The following is a 17,238-nucleotide window of genomic DNA, read 5'->3' as shown; positions in this document are numbered from 1 at the left end:
TATTTTCAAGATTTGCCTTCGACTTTTTTTAACATAGAAATTAAAATGAAAAGGCCAATTCCAAGTGAAAATACAGGAAGCACCAATACTAAGACTTGAATAGAAGGTTTAAGTTCGATAAGAACCCAAAGACTGCACGCAATCAATATGCCTATGATCCATTTTCCGAATCTTTCCTGCTTACGATATTTTTTACTGTAACTCAGCTTATAGCTTGTAAGTACTGCATTTGTCAGTCTAAGAGAAAATCCTGCTGAAGGTCTTGCTATACCATGTTCCTTTAGTAATTCCTTTATTTGATCAAAGTCCTTATTTTCTATTTTCATAGCTCATTAATTTCATTATTTAACAACCTCGCCAACTCTCTTTCTAATTTTTCCCGGCTTCGGAGTAACCGCATTTTAATCGCAGAAGATTTCATTTTCATGATTTCAGTGATTTCGCTAATGCTTTTGCCTGCAATATAATGAAGGGTAATGATCAGTTGGTCCTGCTGTTTTAGTTTAGAGATGGCTAATGTTATATATTTTTTTCGGTCAGCTTCAGCCAGGCTATTTAGTCCGTCATTCTCATCGCTTACAAATTCACCGTATTCATCATCATCCTCCCATCGCTGGGTTAAAGGATTCTTCGATCCTCTTTTTGTCAGTGCGGTATTATAAACTATCCGGTATAACCATGTTGAAAATTTAGAGGCACGTTTGAACTGATCCAGGTACTTAAAGGCTTTGAGAAAACTATCCTGAACAACTTCCTCGGCGTCTTCTGCATTAGAGACAATCCTGATCGCTATGGTATAAGCCATATCCCGATAAGCGTTTACCATATACTCCAGCCCGGCCCGCTCTCCCCGAAGGGCGCTGTCTAGGTAATAATCGTCTGGGTTTCGGTCCTTTTTAAATAGCATCTGTTTCTTAGACCAATATACATCCCATCAGGTCACAAAATATTTTCCAAGGCCGTATTAAAAAAAATAAATGTGACCAGAAGCAGCTAACCAAAGTCTTATGGGCAAATAAAAAAGATAAACATGGAAGTTACATCAGCTGCACTATTTATTTCTATATCGCTCGTCGTGTTTGGGATCGCATATTACTTTTTTACTACGCGCCATAAAGAGCGGATGGCAATTATTGAAACTGGTCAATCTCCTGATCTTTTTAAAAAACAAGGGCAATGGCTGTATTTCCTGCTAACCCTGGGAATTATCAGCATAGGTATTGCGCTTGGTATACTTACCGGCGCCGTATTGGAACATTTGTTTAACCTGCATGGCTTTTGGATCATGTCAATCAGCATATTTTTGTTTTTAGGTCTCAGTCTGATATGTTGCTATTTCATTTTAAAATCAAAATTCAGAAAAGAAGATAATTAAATAGCCTAATAATTCTTTCAACTTATCTAACCCATCAATCGAATAATGAAAACATTATTAAGGATATTGCTATGCCTGTTTTTTAGTGCGGCAATACAATCTACAACTTACGGTCAAGCTAAGGAAGCAACATACGACTCAATAATGAATATTGTTTTCCCAGAACACGGGCCTGGTGGAGTAGTACTGGTATCGAAAGCGGGAAAGATAAGTTATCAAAAAGCTTATGGAATGGCAAATCTAGAGCTGAATGTTCCCATGACTACCAATAAGATCTTCAGGCTGGGTTCGCTCACCAAACAATTTACAGCGGTCTGTATTTTAAAACTTGCCGAAGAAGGAAAGTTAACACTTCAGGATAACCTCACTAAATTTATCCCTGATTATCCGCTAAACGGCAGGATAATAACAATCGCCAACCTGCTTAACCATAGCTCCGGGATAAAAAACTATACAAGTCTGTCAAAGTTTAATGAATCTTTGAAACGCCAGGATCTCTCTCCAAAAGAACTCATTACCTTATTTAAGGATTTACCATTGGATTTTGAGCCTGGTAGTGATTATCGGTACAGCAATTCAGGCTATATTCTTTTGGGCTATATAATAGAAGTTTTAAGTGGGAAAGCTTATAGAGAGTATGTGAGGGATAATATTTTTTTACCGTTAAAAATGGATGATTCCTATTATGACCAAGCCGCCACGCTTATCCCTGGAAGAACCTCCGGGTACCGTAAAAAAAATAATGGTTACGAAAATTCAGATTTCCTGAGCATGACTCTACCTTATGCGGCTGGCTCGCTGATGTCAACTTCCGGAGATCTTTTAAAATGGTACAACGGACTCACAACAGGTAAACTGATCAGTCAGGCCAGTCTTGAACTGGCCTTTACTTCAGGTCGTCTCAATAGCGGAAAAGAAACAGCCTATGGTTTTGGTTGGGAGATTGGAAATGTACAGGGAAGCAAAGCCGTTAAGCATAATGGCGTGGTAAACGGTTATTTTACCGACATCGTTTACTTACCTCGTGAAAAAATCCTGGTAACGATATTATCCAACTATGAAAATATAGGAAACCTGGATATTCCTGCGTCGAAATTAGCTGCAATGGCCTTAGGAAAACCTTATGCTTTCAAGGAAATAACACTTGCTCCTAAAGTATTGCAAAAGTATCAGGCCGTATACAGTAATCCCAACGATGAAGAGCACTACATAACAAATCAAAAAGGCGTGTTGATGTACTATTATAGAGGCGGTGGAAAGACGCGCCTGATCCCTTATGATCATGATATTTTCTTATTGGAAAATACACTCAACTCCATGCATTTTCAACAGGACATCAATGGGCTCGTCAAGGGGTATAGCATAAAAGGTACTGGTATAACTTCGGTTTGGACAAAAAGCAAGGAAATACCCGAGATAAGAAAAATCCGCTTGTCGGAAAAAAAATTAAAGGCTTTCACGGGCAAATATCTTTTTGCAGCTAATATGTTGTTCGAGGTCATTTTGAAAAGTGGTAAACTCTTTGGCCTGGTTGGCAAAGATCAAAAAGAGCTCATTCCGTATGAAGAGAATAGTTTTTATGCAGATGATATTGATGCGAAGATTATTTTTAAAATGAACCACCATGGTAAGGTTACCGGCCTGACTAAAATACAGAATAGTGAAATGGAAGCCAGAAAAATCGAGTGATATATAACCGCATGGTAGTTTGACAAGGCCTTTAACAGGGCGCAAAAATTATTGGTTTCTTTTCTGGGCAAAAAGCCAGTCCCATAAACCTTGAGTTTACCTACGATGTGCCAAATGCTATATGCTTAATGTATTCGTAATCAAAATTAGCCATTGTATGGCTCCCATCCACCTAGTACGATAGTGATTGAAGTAAAATGGTGGCAATTATAACAGACATATCGGGTAGTAAAATTCAGGAGAGATTGGAATGCTTACATGAAGTAATATTCAACCAATATCTCCATAATAATTATCTTTTAAAGTATCTTGGTTTAAAACGCTCAGTAAAACAAGTGAATTTCTCTTTGAGTTTATTAAGATTTAGATTACCGCGCCACTGTAAAGCTAAATTGGACTTTTATCTTTTGAATACTTTTGGTGCTCACAGAAATTTTAATCTGAAGGCTTTTCTTTTTTTATGACCTGCTATCTCTTCGTTTTTTGCAAGGCCAGTAGAATAGATATTGTTTTTAGTGCCATAGGTTGTCACCATGGCTGGAAACAACGCTTTATAGATATTTCTGAAACCTTCCCAACAACAGGTACTCCATTGTGGTGATCTCCATATGGTCTGCCTTTTCAATAGAATGGCTCATGTTTTGGTTTTTATTACTGATAATCAACTGTTTGTGGTCTATGTAGGCGATCTTATTTCGAGAGATGCTGATTTCTCTTTTACCAGAGAAAAGTTTAATGTATGAGATTTTCGATATACTGTTTTTACTAGGTATGCTACCCTGAGTTGTTATACGGTAGTTTTGTCCGGCGATATTAACTTTGCAGGCTATTTGGATTTTCCTCTGTGTCCTTAAGCTGAAGATTACGGCGAATATCAATATTATCGCCAAAATTATCGAGAGAACGGTAAGCAGGTAGACTCGGGTTGGCGTTTTGCCTAAAACTTCGATCATTTCCAGACTATGGATATTTTGATTTTTCATTTATGCAATTCTTTCGATTTCTAATTGGTTGTATACAAGCGTATGGTAAAACCCTTGTTGGCTGATGAGGGACTCATGTGTGCCGCGTTCTACAATTTCGCCTTTGTCTATGACCAATATTTGGTCTGCATGCCGAACTGTACTGAGTCTGTGGGCGACTATAATAACTGTTTTGTGTTCAAAAAGCTTTGAAAGGTTTTCGGTGATCTGGCTTTCGTTGTTTGCGTCAAGCGAATTGGTGGCCTCATCCAGAAATATGTACTCGGGGTTTTTATAGGCTGCCCTGGCAATCAGTATCCTTTGTTTCTGTCCCTGGCTAAGCCCCATACCATCTCCCCCTATTCTGGTTTCGTATGCTAAGGGGAGCGACTCAACAAATTCACTGATATTGGCCGTTATAGCTGCTTTTTTTAGTCTTTCCTTATCAACTTCATCTGTGCTTATACTAATGTTTCTGGCGATAGTGTCTGAGAAAATAAAGCCATCCTGCAGCACTGTGCCGCAGTTGTCCCTCCAGAAGGAGTGGTCCAGGTCTTTAATATTGGTATTGCCAACATAGATGTTCCCTCCATAATCTTCGTAAAACTTAAGCAGGAGTTTAAGAAGAGTGGTTTTTCCGCTTCCGCTTGATCCAACGATAGCGGTTACCTTACCCTGAGGGATCTCCAGGTTAATATTTTTAAGTATTTGACCATAGGTTGCCGGATAGCTGAAAGTCAAACCTTTAATATGTATAGACCTGGAAACGTTAAAAGTATCTTTGTAGTGTTTTTCCGATTGAATCTCCTCGGTAATTTTATGAATCTCGTTTAATCTTTCGATACTTAACTTGGTATCGTAAAAGTTTTGAAAAAGGTTTATAAGTGTAGATATTGGTGAATTTAGCTGACCGATAATAGCTTGTATAGCTAGCATAACCCCGAGTGTAAAATGCCCATGGATTACACTTGTGGCGGCTAGGTAAGTAATCATGATGTTTTTTCCCTCATTAATCAGAAATGAGCCAGATTGCTGTGTCTGTGCTACTTTTAACGAAGAAATGTTAATTCCAAAGAGTTTGGCCTGAATTTTCTCCCATGAAAGCCTTTTTCGGGTTTCAGCGTTATTGAGCTTAACCTCTTGTATTCCAGAAATAAGCTGAAGAATTGCATTGTGGTTTTGTCCGCTGTATTCAAACCGTTTGTAATCCAGCACCCGCCTGGATTTTAGCAACAGCAAGGACCAGCTTATGTAAAGCAGGGTGGAAACCAAAAACACCGAAAAAATTTTGGGGCTGTAAAAAAAGAGTGTTGTAGAAAGTACCATTATAGTCACCGTCGAAAAAAGGAGATCAAGTGCAGGTCCGGTCAAAAAGTCCTGGATCCGTCGTTGATCGTTCAGACGCTGCAGAATGTCGCCTGACATCTTAGTGTCGAAAAAAGAGATAGGTAGCTTTAGCAGTTTTATCAAAAACTCTGATAGAATGGTAACATTGATTTTACTGCCAATATACAGCAGCATCCAGCTGCGCATATACTCAATGAAAAGTCTTCCTACCAGGAGGGAAAACTGGGCAAAGAGTACCATGCCTACTATCCCAATATCTTTAGTTGAGATTCCCCTGTCTACAATAAGCTGGGTAAGAAACGGGAACATGAACTGAAGTCCACTGCTCAGGCCTATTGCAGCGAGCACGAAATAAATGTCCTTTTTGTATTGCGCATACAATGATACCAGATGCATGATACCCATTGAATTGCCAAACTCACGTTCATTTGTTAGTTGGTAGAAACGCTCGGTGGGCTCAAAAGTAAGCACTACCCCCTGTGGTACTCCATCAAGGTTATAGCTCGACCACGACCGGATGAATTCTTCCCTTGTGTAAATTCGATTACCTTTGGCCGGGTCGGAAACATAGACTTTGTTCTTTTTGATTTTGTAAACGACAAGGAAGTGGTTTTGTTGCCAGTGTGCCATAACCGGGAGCATGGTTTCCTCAAGCTGGTCCAGGGAAAGCGATAGGCCCTCTGTTTCCAATCCCAAAGATATTGCAACCTCTTTTACCCCAAATAACGACACTCCGTGTTTGCTAACTTTGATTTTTTCCCTAAGCGTATCCAGTGAAATGCTCCTACCATGGAACCTGGCAATCATTTTCAAGCACGTTGGCCCGCAATCCATGATGTAATGTTGAATATAGTTCTTGAATGCCATAAGGATGTAGCGTGTAAGTGATCTAATTTTTGGCTATGTGACTAAACTGTCTGTTTACTCATGCCTGTAATTCTCAAGACTTTGATTAAAAAATCGATCATTTCAATCTCATAGAGTTCGGCGAGTGTGCTCAGTTGCTTTAAATTAAGATTCACCCCGTCTTTCTCCCATTTCATATAAGCATTCCTGGTAATGCCCAGGTAAAAAGCGACATATTCCTGTGAATAGTGATTTTGTACACGGAGCTTGCGTATTTCTATTCCTATACCCATAATTTTGATTGCTGTTAACTTAAATAACTATGGTTAAGGTTAAGGGAAAATTTTGGCTTTATGTATTTTGATATACTAAATGGTGGGTTTGAAGGATAGAAATGTTTCAAGTGAGGATTTAGGGCTTAAATGCCTGTGAAACGAGACGAGTTTTTAGGCATTAACTTGAAAAAATTGTAAAAATGCCAATTTCTAGTTGGCAGTCGCCACCGATCGATCACTTAATTTCGATCTGTATTCACTTGGATTCAACAGCTTCGGATTTAATAAAATCACAATAATTCACAACCTTAATCAATTAAATGTTATGGAAAACAAAACAACTCCAAAACTTTCTCTAAAGAAAGAAACCATTACCAGGTTAAATGACGACCAACTTGCAAAGTTTGTAGGTGGAACTGCTGCTGAAGGCGACCGTTCATGTGAAAACGCTTCTTGTAATTCACAGGCAAATTCAGGATCATGTTCAACTGAATCATGCAACTGTGAAACTAAAACTGAAGAAGTTGGTTTAGCTTAATTTTTTGAAGACCGGCCAACCTATAAATTGGCCGGTCTATTATTTTGTTTTTATGGTTAAGGAAGATTTGTTCCCGATTGTGATGGACCTGCTTGAAGCGGTCGAAAAAAATAAGCATCACTTCTCAACGATCGGAGTATCCAATGGGATATCCGGAATAGCCTTACTTTATATTTGCCTTTACCATTCTACGGGTGAGGTATCTTATGCTGATAAAGCACGCGAAATAATTTTTGATTCTATTGAGAAGCTAAACAACGACTATGGCTCCAGGATTATTTTTCGCGAAATCGCTGAGATGGGAATCATGCTGGAACTATCGCGGAATGTGGCTTTGATCGGCGAAGACCTTGATGGCCTTCTTGCTGATTTCGATGATGTCCTTTTTAACGAGATGAAAGAGCAAATTCATCAGGGGAACTACGATCCTGTAACAGGTGCTATGGCCCAGGGTAATTATTTTTTATCCCGTAAAAATTCTGCAATTGCCACAGCGGCATTGGCACTCTTAGATGAATTTCTAATGCACTCTGCAATATGGGAGGGAAATATGGCATACTGGAAATCTAAGCTCAAAGAGAAAGAAACAGTTTATCTTGGCCTTTCTCACGGGTCTGCAGCTATCATCAATTATTTGATTACCAGATCAAAGAACGGATTTTTTAGTAAGGATAAAGAACAACTGATCTCAGCTGCTACTAATTATATTCTATCTAAAGAAATTAAGAATAATCCTGTTTTTTTTCCTGTACAAGTTGGCGAACGTTATAAGGATGACCAAGTCTATTCAAATAACCTTTGTTATGGCGACCCAGGAACGCTTTATGGGCTTTTGACTGCTTTACAATTTTTGAATCGTGCCGATGAGATGGAAATGTTGAGCAAAATGACTTGTCTTGCGGCAAAAAGAGACCTTAGCTTTCCTTACCTTTCCTCTGGCTATTCCCTTTTGTATGGTAAGGCCGGTTTATATTCGCTATATGCACATCTTTCTGAAAAGTTAGACTCTCCTGAACTCGGTAGATCTGCAGCGCGGATTTTTGCAGATTTGGTAGCTGCTTATGATGCGAAAGACGATTTCCGCGGTTACCGCGGTCACTGGAACCAACAAATCGAAACGACTAACTTTTCTTTTATTGAAGGTATTGCCGGTATTGCCGTTACACTATTATCTGGTATATCACCTATCATCGGGCAATATCACAGGGCCTATTTCAATTTGAATTAGCTCATGAAAGAGGATATCAAAAAACTCGCGTCAGCGATGATTTCCGCCCTTGAGTGGGATAAGGAAAACAATGGTTTGGGCAGTGGGCGCATGGGTATAGCATATGCTAGAATGTATTTTGGGCAATGTTTTGACGATCCGTACCAAAAGCAACTTTCTCTAACTTTACTTGAAGAGATTTTTAATGACCTTACCCGCCCAAACTATCGGATAACCGATATGAGTTTGCTCGATGGTCTGGTAGGGATACTATCTGCTACAGCTGACCTGGTTAATCATGACTTGCTCGATTTTGAACTCGAATATTTTGCGGAAATGGATAAACTTGTTTATGAGCATGCCCTTAACCAGATCATTGAAAATAATATTGATTTTCTATACGGCCCAATGGGTGCTTTAAGTTATTTTCTTTCCAGAAGCTGTAATAAAAAGGTGGCTGAATATGCTACACATATAGGCGAGCGGGTTTGTGAGCGATTGGTTTCCCCGGGTGCTCAGGGTTATCTGCTCAACAACAGTTATAACTTAAGAGATAAACGCTCAGAAAAGGAAATCAATTATACAATGGCCCATGGCATGACGGCAGTATGGCTGAACCTTTTGCAGTTATATAAACACAACGGAGATCAAAAGCTGGGATCGGCGATAAAGGAAAGTATCAATTTATTTATTAAGGAAAATGAAGGGCGAAGTTCAAATCGGGTGTGCCAGCGTTTTTTTAATGCTCAAAACAGAGAGGAAAAAAAAGCGTTCTATGTAGGCCGATTAGGTTGGTGCTCTGGCGATCTCAATATTTTACAGGTACTTTACACTGGAGCTAATGTTCTTAATGAACCTGCCTGGTCGCAACTTGCAAACTCCGAGGCCGTAAATATTGTTTCCAGATTAGATTATACTTCCAGTCTGGTTAACGATCCCTTTCTTTGTCATGGTTACCTTGGGGTATCGCATTACTACAGTCTTTTAAATTCAATATCCCAGAACCCAATATTTTATTCTGCTTCGCAAAGCTGGCTTAAAAAGGGGCTTGAGCACTTTAAACCAGTTTCTAGCGGAGATTTCACTATCCCAACAGTTAAGTCATTTCTGTATGGCAACACTGGGGCTTTGCTGTCACTCATATCTGCATATCAGCCCAGCCTTGCACACTGGGGCAAAATTATTTTACTATAGATGAAAAAAGTCAGATTCTTCAAAACTGTGGTGGTTAGAACGCCAGCTTTTGGTGTGCAAACGCTCGATACGCTGGATATCCTGGACGCCATCAGAAATAACCAGGCTTTTATTGAAGCGCTTTGTGTAGCCAATCCAGAAATATATGGCCTTTGTATCTCCTTGCTGAATGGTGAGATCACAGATCCCGGAAAAAAAAGTGCCATTACAGTTGCGTTAACAAATTATTATTTAAGGATGTCAACAAATCCTACTCCTTTTGGGCTTTTTGCAAAGCTGGGGACGGTTAGCTGGGCGGATGGGTTATCAGATTTACCGCATTCCCGCGTTATTGCCAAAACGCGTCTGGATATGTCTGCATTGCATGCGCTTCTGTCTTATCTTCACCGCGATAGCATATTTATGGCTGCCTTTAAATATTTCCCTAATAATACCATTTACGTATTTGATGGCCAATATCGCTATATCGAGAAAATTGAAGACCGATATAAATCAACATTTAACATCAGTGCAATTGCATGTTCGGATATTGTAAAAAGCATCATTGAATATTCTGCTTTGGGAAAGACTTTAGCAGAGGTGATTTTGTTTTTAAGATCAGGTGATTATTCTGATTATAGTGCAGAAGAACTCAACTCATTTTTACAGGAGATGATCTCCTCTCAGGTGTTATGCTCCGAACTTCAGCTCAATGTAACAGGCGATGATCCCATTTCTTATATTTCTGCTCTTATCTTAAATAGAACCGGAAAAGATCATCCACTCCTAACTGAAATTTCTTTGCTTTTGATGGAGGCGAACAAAGGGAGTGAACAAATCCTGGCAGCGAGGGCTAAAATCTATAATGTTTTTGAGCGGCTTGGAATTAAAGTAGAAGAAAAGTTTTTACTTCAGACTGATCTGTTCGATTCTGAAGAAGCTGAACCCGGTTTTCTGGATATGGGGATACAAAGAGAGTTGGAAAACGCCATCCAGATATTAAACTATTTTGAGCAGCCTGAATACGTACCCAAGCTAGAAACTTTCAAGAAATTGTTTTATGAGCGTTATGAGGATAACCCTGTGCCGCTTTTAGAAGCATTAGATACTGATGCAGGTATAGGCTTTGGTCACTTTACTCACCGTTCAGATAACGTACTTTTAGATGAATCTGTCGTGTTAAGAACAAAACCAAAAACGGGGAACACGAGTCTGGGACATAGATCTGCAAAGCTGTTATTAACTTCCCGGTTTATTTCCACCTTGAGTAAAGGAGAGTATAGCATGAATCTTAATATTGAGGATTTTGAACATATCAAGCCGGCAAGCAACAGGATGGCAAAGACTTTTCAGGTCATGTTCAATTTATGGGGTTCTCAGGGTGGGCTGATAAATTTTCATACAGCGGGACATGCGAGTGCAGGGAATTTGCTAGGGCGTTTTGGGTATGGCAATGAAATGATTCAGAAAACACTAAAGGAGATTGCCAACTGCGAGGATCGCTCCTATCCTGGAGCCGCAGTTGCAGAAATTGTTCACCTTCCGGAGGCGAGAATAGGAAACTTATCTTACCGGCCAAAAATCAGGGACTTGGAAATCCCCATCATTAACCATTCTACTACCAGCTGTGAGCAACAGATAGCGCTAGGAGACCTCCATCTGGTGCTTAGATCTGGAAGACTAATTTTACTTTCCAAAAGCAGGGCTTGCGAGGTTGTTCCGAAACTAACTTCCGCACATAATTATAACCGGCATACCAGTCCTGTTTATCAGTTACTTTCTGAACTACAGTACCAGGATATGATTCCCAGTATTTCGCTGAATTTAGGCGACTTAAATTACATGGGCAACTTTATTCCCCGGGTTCAATGTGGCCGGGTAATTCTAAGCCGCGCAAAGTGGGTCTTTGGGCCTAAGGAGATTGCCTTCTGGCGCAAAAATGAGCAGCATTCAGAAACAATGTCTGCATTCAGGGCAAAATGGCGGATACCCCGGTTTGTACATTTTATCGACGGGAAAACGGAGACTTTCCTAGACTGGGAGAATCCGATATTGGTGTCGCATTTTCTTGATGCAATATCAAATTTAAAGGAAGTCGTTTTTTTTGAGTTTTGTCTGGATATGGACAATAACGTATTAACCAACAAAAACGGAGAAGTTGTGCTCAATCAATTTATCGCCTTTGGCGAGAACCTGGAACGGGAGCATATCATTATGAAGCCAGAAACAGTTGGAAGTATATTAAATGGCAGCCTTGTTCCCGCTAAAATCTTCCCCGGAAATGAATGGTTATACCTTAAAGTATATTGTAGTGTTTCCTATAGTGACAAAATTCTATCATCGTTTATCGCTACAGAGCTTGTTAAACTCCGAAGGGAAGGCTTGGTCAAAAAGTTCTTTTTCATCCGGTATACCGACCCTCTTTACCATCTGCGCTTAAGATTTGAGTGCCTGGATGCTAAAGCCACCGCTGAGGTGATGGAACGGATCAGTAAATTGCTACAAGATTATCAACAGATGAATATTGTTTACCGGATAGCTCTGGATACATATTCAAGGGAAATGGAGCGGTATGGTCAGAAAAATATTCTTTTCTGCGAATCAATTTTTGAGGCTTCCAGTAATTTCTGGTTGAGTTATCTTTCGGTAGATTCCCGCTCATCTGATTATTACCTTCCAATGATTTTTTTGTATTCTCTGGATAGTTTGCTCAAAGGGATGGGGCTCACTGCAAGGGAGCAGATGCAGGTTTTGGGCGAAATGGCAAAGGGCTATGAGCGTGAATTCGGCGTTACAGACAATAAAGAACTTCAAAAGCTGGTAAACGGCAAAGAGAAGGCTCACCGAAAGATTTTGGAGGATATGCTGGAAGAAAGGGAAGGAAATATCCTTAAAGAGCCGGCCTTCAACGCAATCTCTTCAATGAAGACCAAACTTTTTGATCAGGTTTTGAAGATAACTACATCTTACGCGGTCGATAAGCAAACCTTGTTGGGTATTCTGCCCAATCTAATGCACATGCATGCAATTAGAGGTTTCAAAACCAAGCCCAGAGAAAATGAACTGTTTGCGTATAGCTTGCTATATGCTTATTATAAAAAAAAATCCTTTAAGGTAAATGTCTAATTTGGCTCTTGGAATACTTGATTTTGGTTACTTGAAAACCCCTGAGCTCTATGCTCATCAGGTAATCAACAGCCTGTTCAATGAAATCGGAGAATATGAAAGGATGAGTTACAAACGCCTGTGGCTAAGTGAACATTATTCTCCAGAATTTGCATGGTTTAATCCAAGGATGCTATTGCCGCTTCTGGCGGGCTATAGCGAACGTATCCGGGTTGGGATAGCCGGCGTGCTGTTGAACTACCACTCTTCCCTCCAGACGGCGCATGACTTTAGGTTACTCAGTGCTTTGTATCCCGAACGTATTGACCTCGGAATTGCCAGAGCTGGCGTCCCCGATGATATATCCAGATACCTCTACCGCCACCCCCACGCAGGCCAGGCTATTCAATGGGAGGCGCATGTGAATGATCTATTTGCTTTTTTAAAAGAGGATGATTCCACTAAAACCATTGTTCCTAACCTGCTTATACCGCCACATGGAACTACCTTGCCAGAAACCTGGTTTTTAGGAACGAGCGGAAGCGGTATTGAATTGGCCCTTAAGCATCGGTCCAATTTTTGTCTTTCCTTAATGCACCCTGGTGCAGATATCGAAAGAAATGCATCCGTGATCAAGGAATTTAAGAAGCTTTTTTTTGAGAGGTATGGCGTATTTCCCTTAACCTCAATACTTATCTGTGCCAGCGATACCACTGATAAGGAACAGCTAGAGCGGCTTAATGTGAATTATAACAAACTTCACCAGGCTAATCCTTTCGGCCCGATGGAGTTTATTGTAGAGTATATAATTCGTTTAAGCAGCCAGCTTGGAAGTGATGAGGTAGTGGTATTTTATCCTGAACATCGCCGCGAACTTAGAGTCGATTTTTATAATCGCCTTAGCGTGGCGATGAATTGTTAAAATGTGTTTTAGTTGCTTCTGTTTTGTTCTTCTGTTGAGCCAGCTACCCTTTTGCGTATCTTTACCTGGCTATTTCCAAAACTATAGCTGAAATTCAAGCGTACGTTCCGGCTGTCATATTTGCTGTAGGTATCGTAGTTAACATTGCCGTAGCGGGTTTCGCTGCGCGTAATGCTGCCGTAGTAAATATCGTTGATGGATAGACTTAGGCTCCCTTTGCCTTTTAATATGTTTTTTCCTGCGCCTAAATTTAGGAAGGAATATGGCAGATTAATCTGGTTGCCATAGGTTACCCTGGTCTGGCCGTATAGGAAAGCACTAATCCACCATGATTTTTTGAGCGTAAACCTGTTGTCCATGGAATAGGTGAAGGAACTTTGTGCTATTGTTACCAATTGGTTCTGGTAAGGGAACCGGTAATGGCTGTTTGAAAATCCAAAGGATACTCCAAGGTCCCAGAGTTTGAAAAACTTGTTATAGTAGCCAAAGTTGGCGCCGTAGTTTTGGTTTTCTGAAAGATTGGCTTTGGTATCGGTAATCACTTTGCTCTGGTCATCAACAGTACTCAGGTCAGTAATCACGTCCTGCGCGTTCCTGTAGGTTACTGAAAAGGTGTACTTACCCTTATAGGAATATCCGAGGCGAAAATTATCGGTATAAGAAGGAGAGAGGTAAGGATTACCCTGTAGAATGGAGTAAGCACTTCTCACAATCCTGAATGGATTTAGGTAACTGTAGTTAGGTCTGCCGATCCTCCTGGAATAGGTTGCTGATAGGGAGTGGCTTTTAATTTTATAGCCTATTGCCAGGTTAGGAAAAAGGCTTAAATAGTTCCTTTTTATAGTGCTGTCTATTGTAGGGGAATAACTATGTGTAAAGGTTTGTTCAGCACGCAGTCCTGGCTGAATGGTCAATTTTGCCACATCAAATTTCATACTAACGTAGGCTGCTGCTATAGTTTCTTTATAGTCGAAGTCATTACTTCCATTATCAAAACTGTTTCCTGCATCATTTCGCCGGAGGGAATTAAAACCATTTTCGATTTTAACATTGCTAACCTTGAGGCCTGATTCGAGTGTGGCCTTTTTTATTTTTTGACTATAATCGGCCTTGTAGCTAAGTATCCTGGTCATGGTATTACCGTCCTGGATCAGGCTATAAGGATCTCCAATCAGGATTCCGCCCGGATTGTTGAGGCGTAGCGTCAAAAAGTTATCGTCCCGGTAACTAAATAGCCCACCATCCGCATCCATTGTAATTTCCTGCTGTTTCGCCGAATCAAGTGTAAGCTTATAGTTTAGGTTAATATTAAAGCCCTTGCTCAATCGGTTGCTATTGTTCGATGATATCCTTGTCGAGTCGATTGCGTTGGCAAACGTGGCGTAGATATCAGTAGTAGATTCCCTTGATGGATTGGTGATATTATAGTAACCTGTTAGCAATACCCCAAAAACATTTTTTTTATTGAAGTAATGATCATATCCAACACGAGTATTTTGATTGGTATAAGGAGAGTTATATACGCCCAAATCTTGTAAAGACTGGCCAATGCCGGTAATACGCGTATCGGTTTTGATTTCCTGGTACTGTTTACCTTTGCTAACGCTATGGCTCATGTAAAAGTAATCATTGTTGCTGCGGTAGTTAAGCGATAGAGCGGCGTTATTGCCTGTGAGGTATTTCCATCCATGTCCTCCCGTTAGGCTTAGGCTACCGTCATATCCTGGTTTGGTCCGTTTAAGTGTTTTAATGTTAAGGATTCCCCCCTCTCCCTGTGCGTCATATTTGGCAGAGGGATTATATAACACCTCTACTTTTGCTATGTTGCGTGTAGCGGTCGAATTTAGTAGATTTATGAGGTCAGCGCCGGTCAAGCGCGTTGGTTTATCATCAATATTAACGGTAATGCCCTTTCCCTCGAAACGGATTTCGTTTCCGTTCAGCACCACTAGTCCCGGAACTTTGCGCAGCACATCTGTGGCGTTTATTCCCGCTTTTGAGTCGCCTTCAACATTAACAACAGTCCTGTCGAATTGCTGCTCAACCAATGGTTTTTCGCCCTTTACCATAATTTCGCCCAGATTAAGTTCGTCTAACTTAAGTATGATAGGTGGCAAAGCATTCCCTGTCAGGCTAGTTCGAAAGCTAAGGTAACCCAGATGGCTAACTTGCAGAATATCATTTACTTTAGCCGTGATGTTAAATTTTCCGGCTCCGTCTGTTGAAGTTTTAGCATAGGGTTTCGTATCGGAAGGTCTGTAAATGCTGATAGTGGCATTAACAATAGGACTCGAAGAAGCGTCTGAAACTATTCCGCTCAGGTTGTTGTCCTGCGCCTGGAGGGCAAGGCTTAAAAGGACTAGAATCAGCACGAAGAAGTTTTTTTTCATTTTGCTTATTTTGGTAGATTTTAAAGATATAATTTAGAATAGGTATTTGTAAATTCAATCCAAGATTGCCAACTTTTAGTATACATGCCATTCTTAACTGTATTTTTCTCAGGTAATTACAGCAACAATTGAGTGCTTAAACGACAGTTGTAAAAAATCAATGTTGCACAATGCATTTTATTTACTGCGCAAATTATACACAAAGGCAGGGAGGCTATATATAAGTGTCATTTTAAGGGATAGAAGTGATTGGTGAGAAATCGATTTGAGTACAGGCTATGCTCTGGTTAGATGAGTTCCTTTAAAGAACTTGAGCGCTTGTTTTTATATTTTGCAATGGGGATGTTAAAGTGTGGCGGAAATAGCATGAAGTTGTTTTATGCATTCCTTTGGTCAGCGGTATACAATCTTCTATTTTAGCGTTACTAATTTGACTTATTCATATGTACACGTGTATAATAATTGATGATGAGCAACATGCCGTTGACGCACTTAAAAAATATGTGGGAAAGTTGCCTAACTTTCAACTCATCGCTTGCTTCACAGATCCGATCGAAGCATTCAATTCAATACCTACATTTGGTAATATTGATCTTATCTTATTGGATATAGACATGCCTGAAATTAATGGGCTCGAACTTTCCGGTGCACTGCGCGGTAAAACGAGCAGGCTGATTTTTACAACCGGCCATAGCCGTTACGGTTATGAGGCCTTTAAGGCAGATGCTAATGATTTTTTACTCAAGCCTTATACATTCGGAGAATTTTTTTTATCCATTAGTAAGCTCTTTCCGGTCTTGAATGTAAATGATGAGCAAAAAGTGCCTGTAGGTTCTTTCTTTGTAAAAAGTAAAGAAGAAAATTCAACCATTCTAAATATTCGTTTTGAGGATATTATTGCTGTGGAGAGCAAAATGAATTACGTCATGATCCATACCATCCACAGGAAGGTCACAGCATACATGACCCTTTCAGAAATGGCGCAAATTCTTTCCAGACACGCTGGCTTTCAGCGCTTTCAACGGAGTTTTATCATTGCCGAACGCTATATCGATTCGATTACGGGCAACTGTATCCAAATGTCTACTGGTCTGCAAATGACAGTTGGAGAATACTACCGCAAGGATTTTTCCCAATTTGTCTCTAAAAAATTAATCAAGACCGGAAGGCGTTAAGCCTCCGGCCATGGTTTTTACAAAATGCCACTAACCGAAGTGGTCATCATTGTCAATGTAGGTTCTGTTGGTGTGGTTGATGGGGCTGTATCTTTTGCTTTTTTGAAGAAGAAGACCGTGCGGGCGGTAATCTTGGTTGTTGTTTTTATTGCTTTCATTGCTTTTTTTCGGCAACTTAGCCACTGAAAAAAGTGCTTAGAAAAAGTGTACATGGAAAGCGGTATTCCCTACATA

The 17,238-nt window shown here is 40.1% G+C and carries 15 protein-coding genes; 8 read left to right on the top strand and 7 right to left on the bottom strand.

The genetic code is table 11. The features are described 5' to 3' along the window. Positions 1 to 5: 5 nt before the first annotated feature. Complete coding sequence (locus ACTJKN_RS20875; RefSeq protein ID WP_440827674.1) at positions 6 to 326, bottom strand: hypothetical protein; 321 nt, start codon at positions 324 to 326, stop codon at positions 6 to 8. Then, positions 323 to 907: an RNA polymerase sigma factor gene (locus tag ACTJKN_RS20870; protein WP_440827673.1), complete on the bottom strand. Its 585-nt coding sequence runs from the start codon at positions 905 to 907 to the stop codon at positions 323 to 325. Before ACTJKN_RS20870 ends, ACTJKN_RS20875 begins: the two co-directional genes overlap by 4 nt. A 123-nt stretch (positions 908 to 1,030) precedes the next feature. On the opposite strand from ACTJKN_RS20870, the gene ACTJKN_RS20865 reads away from it, so the two are divergent. Both ACTJKN_RS20865 and ACTJKN_RS20860 read left to right on the top strand, forming a co-directional pair. Further along, positions 1,031 to 1,375 (top strand): DUF6249 domain-containing protein, encoded by a 345-nt coding sequence (locus tag ACTJKN_RS20865; protein ID WP_440827672.1) that lies wholly within the window; start codon positions 1,031 to 1,033, stop codon positions 1,373 to 1,375. A gap of 45 nt (positions 1,376 to 1,420) precedes the next feature. After that, positions 1,421 to 3,064 carry a serine hydrolase gene (locus ACTJKN_RS20860; protein ID WP_440827671.1) on the top strand — a complete coding sequence of 548 codons (1,644 nt, stop codon included), beginning with the start codon at positions 1,421 to 1,423 and terminating at the stop codon, positions 3,062 to 3,064. Between the two features lie 551 nt (positions 3,065 to 3,615). Here the strand turns inward: ACTJKN_RS20860 and ACTJKN_RS20855 are convergent. The 3 genes from ACTJKN_RS20855 to ACTJKN_RS20845 are packed head-to-tail and all read right to left on the bottom strand — an operon-like array spanning position 3,616 to position 6,512. After that, entirely contained in the window at positions 3,616 to 4,047 is a 432-nt protein-coding gene (locus ACTJKN_RS20855; protein ID WP_440827670.1) for a hypothetical protein, read from the bottom strand. Beyond that, positions 4,048 to 6,240 (bottom strand): peptidase domain-containing ABC transporter, encoded by a 2,193-nt coding sequence (locus ACTJKN_RS20850; RefSeq protein WP_440827669.1) that lies wholly within the window; start codon positions 6,238 to 6,240, stop codon positions 4,048 to 4,050. Between the two features lie 41 nt (positions 6,241 to 6,281). After that, positions 6,282 to 6,512 carry a helix-turn-helix domain-containing protein gene (locus ACTJKN_RS20845; protein WP_440827668.1) on the bottom strand — a complete coding sequence of 77 codons (231 nt, stop codon included), beginning with the start codon at positions 6,510 to 6,512 and terminating at the stop codon, positions 6,282 to 6,284. A gap of 307 nt (positions 6,513 to 6,819) precedes the next feature. On the opposite strand from ACTJKN_RS20845, the gene ACTJKN_RS20840 reads away from it, so the two are divergent. From ACTJKN_RS20840 to ACTJKN_RS20820, 5 genes are read left to right on the top strand one after another with little or no spacing between them, the layout of a single operon-like run. After that, entirely contained in the window at positions 6,820 to 7,032 is a 213-nt protein-coding gene (locus ACTJKN_RS20840) for a class I lanthipeptide (protein WP_440827667.1), read from the top strand. A 52-nt stretch (positions 7,033 to 7,084) separates the two neighbouring features. Then, on the top strand, positions 7,085 to 8,260 hold the full coding sequence (locus ACTJKN_RS20835; protein WP_440827666.1) for a lanthionine synthetase LanC family protein: 1,176 nt from the start codon (positions 7,085 to 7,087) through the stop codon (positions 8,258 to 8,260). A 3-nt stretch (positions 8,261 to 8,263) separates the two neighbouring features. Beyond that, positions 8,264 to 9,433, top strand: coding sequence for a lanthionine synthetase LanC family protein (locus ACTJKN_RS20830; RefSeq protein WP_440827665.1), 1,170 nt, complete (start codon positions 8,264 to 8,266; stop codon positions 9,431 to 9,433). After that, positions 9,434 to 12,538 carry a lantibiotic dehydratase gene (locus ACTJKN_RS20825; protein WP_440827664.1) on the top strand — a complete coding sequence of 1,035 codons (3,105 nt, stop codon included), beginning with the start codon at positions 9,434 to 9,436 and terminating at the stop codon, positions 12,536 to 12,538. It begins immediately after the preceding gene. Then, the gene (locus ACTJKN_RS20820) at positions 12,531 to 13,439 is read left to right on the top strand and encodes an LLM class flavin-dependent oxidoreductase (RefSeq protein ID WP_440827663.1); all 909 of its coding nucleotides are present in this window, start codon (positions 12,531 to 12,533) and stop codon (positions 13,437 to 13,439) included. Before ACTJKN_RS20825 ends, ACTJKN_RS20820 begins: the two co-directional genes overlap by 8 nt. An 8-nt stretch (positions 13,440 to 13,447) precedes the next feature. On the opposite strand, the gene ACTJKN_RS20815 is transcribed toward ACTJKN_RS20820, so the two are convergent. Further along, complete coding sequence (locus ACTJKN_RS20815; RefSeq protein ID WP_440827662.1) at positions 13,448 to 15,829, bottom strand: TonB-dependent receptor domain-containing protein; 2,382 nt, start codon at positions 15,827 to 15,829, stop codon at positions 13,448 to 13,450. Between the two features lie 443 nt (positions 15,830 to 16,272). Here ACTJKN_RS20815 and ACTJKN_RS20810 point away from each other — a divergent pair, with 443 nt between their 5' ends. Further along, complete coding sequence (locus ACTJKN_RS20810; RefSeq protein WP_440827661.1) at positions 16,273 to 17,004, top strand: LytR/AlgR family response regulator transcription factor; 732 nt, start codon at positions 16,273 to 16,275, stop codon at positions 17,002 to 17,004. Positions 17,005 to 17,021: 17 nt separating this feature from the next. On the opposite strand, the gene ACTJKN_RS20805 is transcribed toward ACTJKN_RS20810, so the two are convergent. Further along, positions 17,022 to 17,162 (bottom strand): hypothetical protein, encoded by a 141-nt coding sequence (locus ACTJKN_RS20805; RefSeq protein WP_440827660.1) that lies wholly within the window; start codon positions 17,160 to 17,162, stop codon positions 17,022 to 17,024. Positions 17,163 to 17,238: the final 76 nt, after the last annotated feature.

The sequence above is a fragment of the Pedobacter sp. 22163 genome (assembly GCF_052045595.1).
Classification (GTDB): Bacteria; Bacteroidota; Bacteroidia; order Sphingobacteriales; family Sphingobacteriaceae; genus Pedobacter.
Note: the sequence above shows the minus strand (reverse complement) of the source record. Positions and strands in the feature narration are given on the sequence as shown.